Source organism: Acidiferrobacter sp. (genome assembly GCF_054609335.1).
Genome location: NZ_JBTRWP010000096.1, coordinates 1 through 3,548, shown reverse-complemented (window position 1 = coordinate 3,548; position 3,548 = coordinate 1). Strand labels below are relative to the sequence as shown.

The 3,548-nt window shown below is 63.0% G+C and carries 7 protein-coding genes and 1 pseudogene; 3 read left to right on the top strand and 5 right to left on the bottom strand.

The window, feature by feature from the left end:
* A partial coding sequence (locus tag ACYCTF_RS14200; RefSeq protein ID WP_461285079.1) for a macro domain-containing protein occupies positions 1–364 on the bottom strand: 364 nt, incomplete at its 3' end.
* 14 nt (positions 365–378) lie between these two features.
* Positions 379–822, bottom strand: coding sequence for a type II toxin-antitoxin system toxin DNA ADP-ribosyl transferase DarT (darT, locus tag ACYCTF_RS14195; protein ID WP_461284339.1), 444 nt, complete (start codon positions 820–822; stop codon positions 379–381).
* Between the two features lie 163 nt (positions 823–985).
* Here darT and ACYCTF_RS14190 point away from each other — a divergent pair, with 163 nt between their 5' ends.
* From ACYCTF_RS14190 to ACYCTF_RS14180, 3 genes and pseudogenes are all read left to right on the top strand, one after another.
* On the top strand, positions 986–1,243 hold the full coding sequence (locus ACYCTF_RS14190) for a type II toxin-antitoxin system RelB/DinJ family antitoxin (RefSeq protein ID WP_461284340.1): 258 nt from the start codon (positions 986–988) through the stop codon (positions 1,241–1,243).
* Between the two features lie 76 nt (positions 1,244–1,319).
* Positions 1,320–1,556, top strand: a complete 237-nt coding sequence (locus ACYCTF_RS14185; RefSeq protein ID WP_461284341.1) for a hypothetical protein — start codon at positions 1,320–1,322, stop codon at positions 1,554–1,556.
* Positions 1,556–1,861 (top strand): annotated as a pseudogene (locus tag ACYCTF_RS14180) (AAA family ATPase); the annotation flags it as partial. The gene ACYCTF_RS14185 and the pseudogene ACYCTF_RS14180, both read left to right, overlap by 1 nt.
* Before the next feature lie 35 nt (positions 1,862–1,896).
* Here the strand turns inward: ACYCTF_RS14180 and ACYCTF_RS14175 are convergent.
* The 3 genes from ACYCTF_RS14175 to ACYCTF_RS14165 are packed head-to-tail and all read right to left on the bottom strand — an operon-like array spanning position 1,897 to position 3,001.
* Entirely contained in the window at positions 1,897–2,247 is a 351-nt protein-coding gene (locus tag ACYCTF_RS14175; protein ID WP_461284345.1) for a hypothetical protein, read from the bottom strand.
* Between the two features lie 3 nt (positions 2,248–2,250).
* Positions 2,251–2,619, bottom strand: a complete 369-nt coding sequence (locus ACYCTF_RS14170) for a ParB/RepB/Spo0J family partition protein (RefSeq protein ID WP_461284342.1) — start codon at positions 2,617–2,619, stop codon at positions 2,251–2,253.
* A gap of 43 nt (positions 2,620–2,662) precedes the next feature.
* Entirely contained in the window at positions 2,663–3,001 is a 339-nt protein-coding gene (locus ACYCTF_RS14165; RefSeq protein ID WP_461284343.1) for a hypothetical protein, read from the bottom strand.
* Positions 3,002–3,548: the final 547 nt, after the last annotated feature.

Genomic DNA, 3,548 nt, shown 5'->3' with positions numbered 1-3,548 from the left:
CGCCGAGACCACTGCCTAGGGGCGGAATCGCAATCGATCGGATGTGACGCGCGCGGATCTCGGCCACGAGCGCGGTGAGTCCGGCCTCGATGTCTTCCATCCGGCTCTTGCCGCGCCAGTGGCGCTTGGTCGGGAAGTTGATGAGGTACCGGGGGCCTGTCAGCGCGTCGACCTCAAACACGAACATCTGGCCTAGTTGGACCACCCCTTGCTGGCAGGCGCGCGCATAGGCCTGGAAGTTGGCCGGAAACGCCTGCTTGAACTGCAGCGCGATGCCCCGCCCCATGACCCCGACACAGTTGACCGTGTTCACGAGTGCCTCGGTATCGGCCTTCAGGATATCGCCCTGCATGTAGCGGATCATCGAATCTTCCGTACTCAGAAATGGCGCATCTCCACCGGCACTTGGTGAGACCCCTCGGACAGTATATCCAATACCTGGCGTTGTAGGGCAGCGGACCGGACCCCGATCCGCCGCACCAGCGACCAGGGAAAGAATTCCCGCATCAGGAACTCGGCCTGCTTACCTTCCTTCACCGCAGAATCCCGGAAATCGGTCGCGGCCACCGCAGCCCAGCGGATCTCGGCCAACTGGGCCCACTGATTCCGCAATTCCGTATAGCTCGCGCCCGCGTTCGACAGACTGAAAGCCCAGCGCTGGCCTTGGGCTTCCCCCCACGCCACCGTCGCCCGCAAATCCGCCTCCAAATGCACGATCGGCCCTTGGCCACCCCGGTAGTGCAGTTCCGGATGATTCGCGCAATGGATAATGTAAGGCATGATGGAGCGCGGGCAAAAGTAAAACGGCACGTAATCCCCCACATGGTCTCCGAGGCACACCGCGTGGTGTGGGTACAGGATGGGCTGTCGATACTCATCGGCGCTTTCCGCGCGCACCTTTCACGCGCACCTTTCAATCGACGGTAGACACCACCCGTATTTGTAGCTACAACGTAGCGAATTATTCACCGTAGGGAACCTGACTATGCCGATCGATAGTGTTGTCCGCGCCCGGATTGATGCCGCCATCAAAGACGAGGCCATGGAGGCACTGGCGGCGATGGGGCTATCGGTCTCAGACGCGATTCGTCTGCTGCTCACCCGCGTGGCAGCGGACAAGGCCCTCCCCTTCTCCGTGAAGGTGCCGAACGCCCGGACCCGCAAGGCCATCCTGGAATTGGAACAGGGCAAGGGGAAACGGTCCCGATTCGCCGCGGCGCTTCTGAAGGATCTGGATCTCTAAAGTGCCACAGGAAAAGTCGGGGCACGCACGTTAAAATGGGCACCAAGAGACCCAACTGTTGGATGAGGAGCAGTCTATGGCTACGGTAGTGGACCGCAGGGCAAGCGAAGCCTTTTTGTCGTCTCCGGAGTTTGAGCGGTCGCTCACGCAGGATGATGGGCGGGCCGCCCGACAACACTTGGACGCCGGTCGCCCAATCTATTACGGCGATGCCCGCTATCCCGCAGGGCTGATCAAGAAATACCCCGACGGACGGAGGCAGCTGGTGTCTGTGAACCACAAGGGCGAAATCTCGGTCATCCAAGACCTCTGATGCCACAGCTATGGATCATTGCTGGCCCGAACGGTGCCGGGAAGACCACTCTTGCCGATCGATGGTTCGCGACACGCATACCGGTCATATCACCCGACAGTATCGCAGCGACACAAGGCTTGAGCGCGATGCAATCCGCCAAAGCTGCAATTCGGGCACAGGAGAATCTACTGATCTCCGGTCAGAGCTTTGCCATCGATACGACGTGCTCCGGGAAAAGGGAGCTGGCGGTCATGAGGAGGGCCCGCGAGGCCGGATTCAAGGTGAACCTGATTTTTGTGTGTGTGGAGAGTCTTGCGCTCTGCCAAGCACGCATCCATGAGCGCGTCGCCAGTGGGGGTCACGCGGTTCCGCCCGAGGATGTCGCGAGGCGTTTGCCCAAGCGCGCCAGGATCGCCTCCAGCACCTGCATGTCGTGCAGGCAGGCGCCCTCGGGGCCGTCGCGCAGCAACGTCTCGATGCGTTCCTGCGCACGCGATGCGAGCGCGGCCTCAAAGAGCCGGGGATAGTCGACGAGTCGCTCGCGTTCGTGGACGCGGGCCTGGCGATAGCGGGCAAACCACGCGCGCAGAGTGCGCGTCGCCAGCGGGTGCGCGCAGGGCGTAAAGGAGGCGTTCGGCGTGATCGGCGTTGGCGCGCGCCAACGGAATGAGCACGCGCTTGGCGGACCACAGCGAGAGGGTTCCCGCAACCACTAGGCCTCCTCGATTGCAGCCCATGCCTGTCCCTGGGTGCGGGTGAGCGCGAGGATCAAGCCTACGGTCAAATCGACTGCGCGCGCCTCGACGCAGACCGTATCCCGGCCCAGGCGTCGCAAGGCGGCCACGCGCCGATAGCCGTCGAGCAAGACGAGCTGCGGGCTCCCGGCGCAGGCCACGGCCAGGCAAGGCTCGCGCTGGCCGTAGCGCTCCAGCGATTGCCGCAGCCGTTCCAGGGCCCGGGGGTCGGCCAGCCGCAGATCGGCATAGCGCAGATCCAGGCGGTGCAGGTCGAGTTCGCAGTCGCAGAAGTCAGGCGTGGTCATGCGCAAACGGTAACAGCCGGACGCCCGCGCACCTATCACGTCCTCTCTTTGCAAGATCGCCCGCCCGGGGACTCAAGGTGCTTTAAGTCCGTGATAGCACAGTCAATTCCACGGTCCACGCGTCACTCTTTGCAAGATGGCGAGCGGCGTCCCGGCGGGCCTGTTGGGCGCGATTGGCCTCTGTGTAGTGCGCATGGGTGGCCCGATAGACCCGCCAGTAGTCGGGGTGGCGATCGCGCCACGCTGCCTGGGCGCGCGCCTGGTTCTCGTGGTAGTCGGGGTCGGTGCGGCGCTTGGTTCTGTGCCAGCGCTTACGACGCACGCGCTGGCAGGCGCGCGCCGCACAATAGCGTTGGCCGCGGACTTGCGCGCGCCCCCGAAAGGACCGCCTACAGGCGGCGCATCGCTGCATGGTGGACATCGCGGTCCCCTCCCTTGCCCCGGAACCCCAACCGAAAGGATGCCGCGAACCGGCGAGAGGTCAATGCGCGGTGCTTAGGATTCGGCCAGCGATCACCGTGGATCCCAAATCACCAGGGCAGTGTACGGACTTATGTGCACCAGGATCTCAGGAGAGAAACTCTTGGGGGTCCATTCTCATGAGCAGGGGTGGGTTCGTCTGCGTGAGCGTCAAGGACAGATTGCCCGGGCGCTGCACTGCTCCGTCACGGAGTTATTCGGGGAACCGAAACCGAAACGCCGATCCTGAGGACTGCATGCCCTCCATCACCCCAGCGATCAACGACCCCGCCTGGGTGCGCGAAGCACCTTGCTTATAAGTAACCTATAGGTTACCATTAAGTCCATGGCCTTTCAGGTTCTCGAACTCCTCCGTGCCGACGGAACGAGCCCGTACGCAGTATGGTTCGATGGGCGTGACACTCTCAACCCGCTCAAGCGGGTGAGCTTCTTACTGAATGACACGGTTCATGGGCATGCTCCAGAGAGCCCGCACACACATCCTGCGG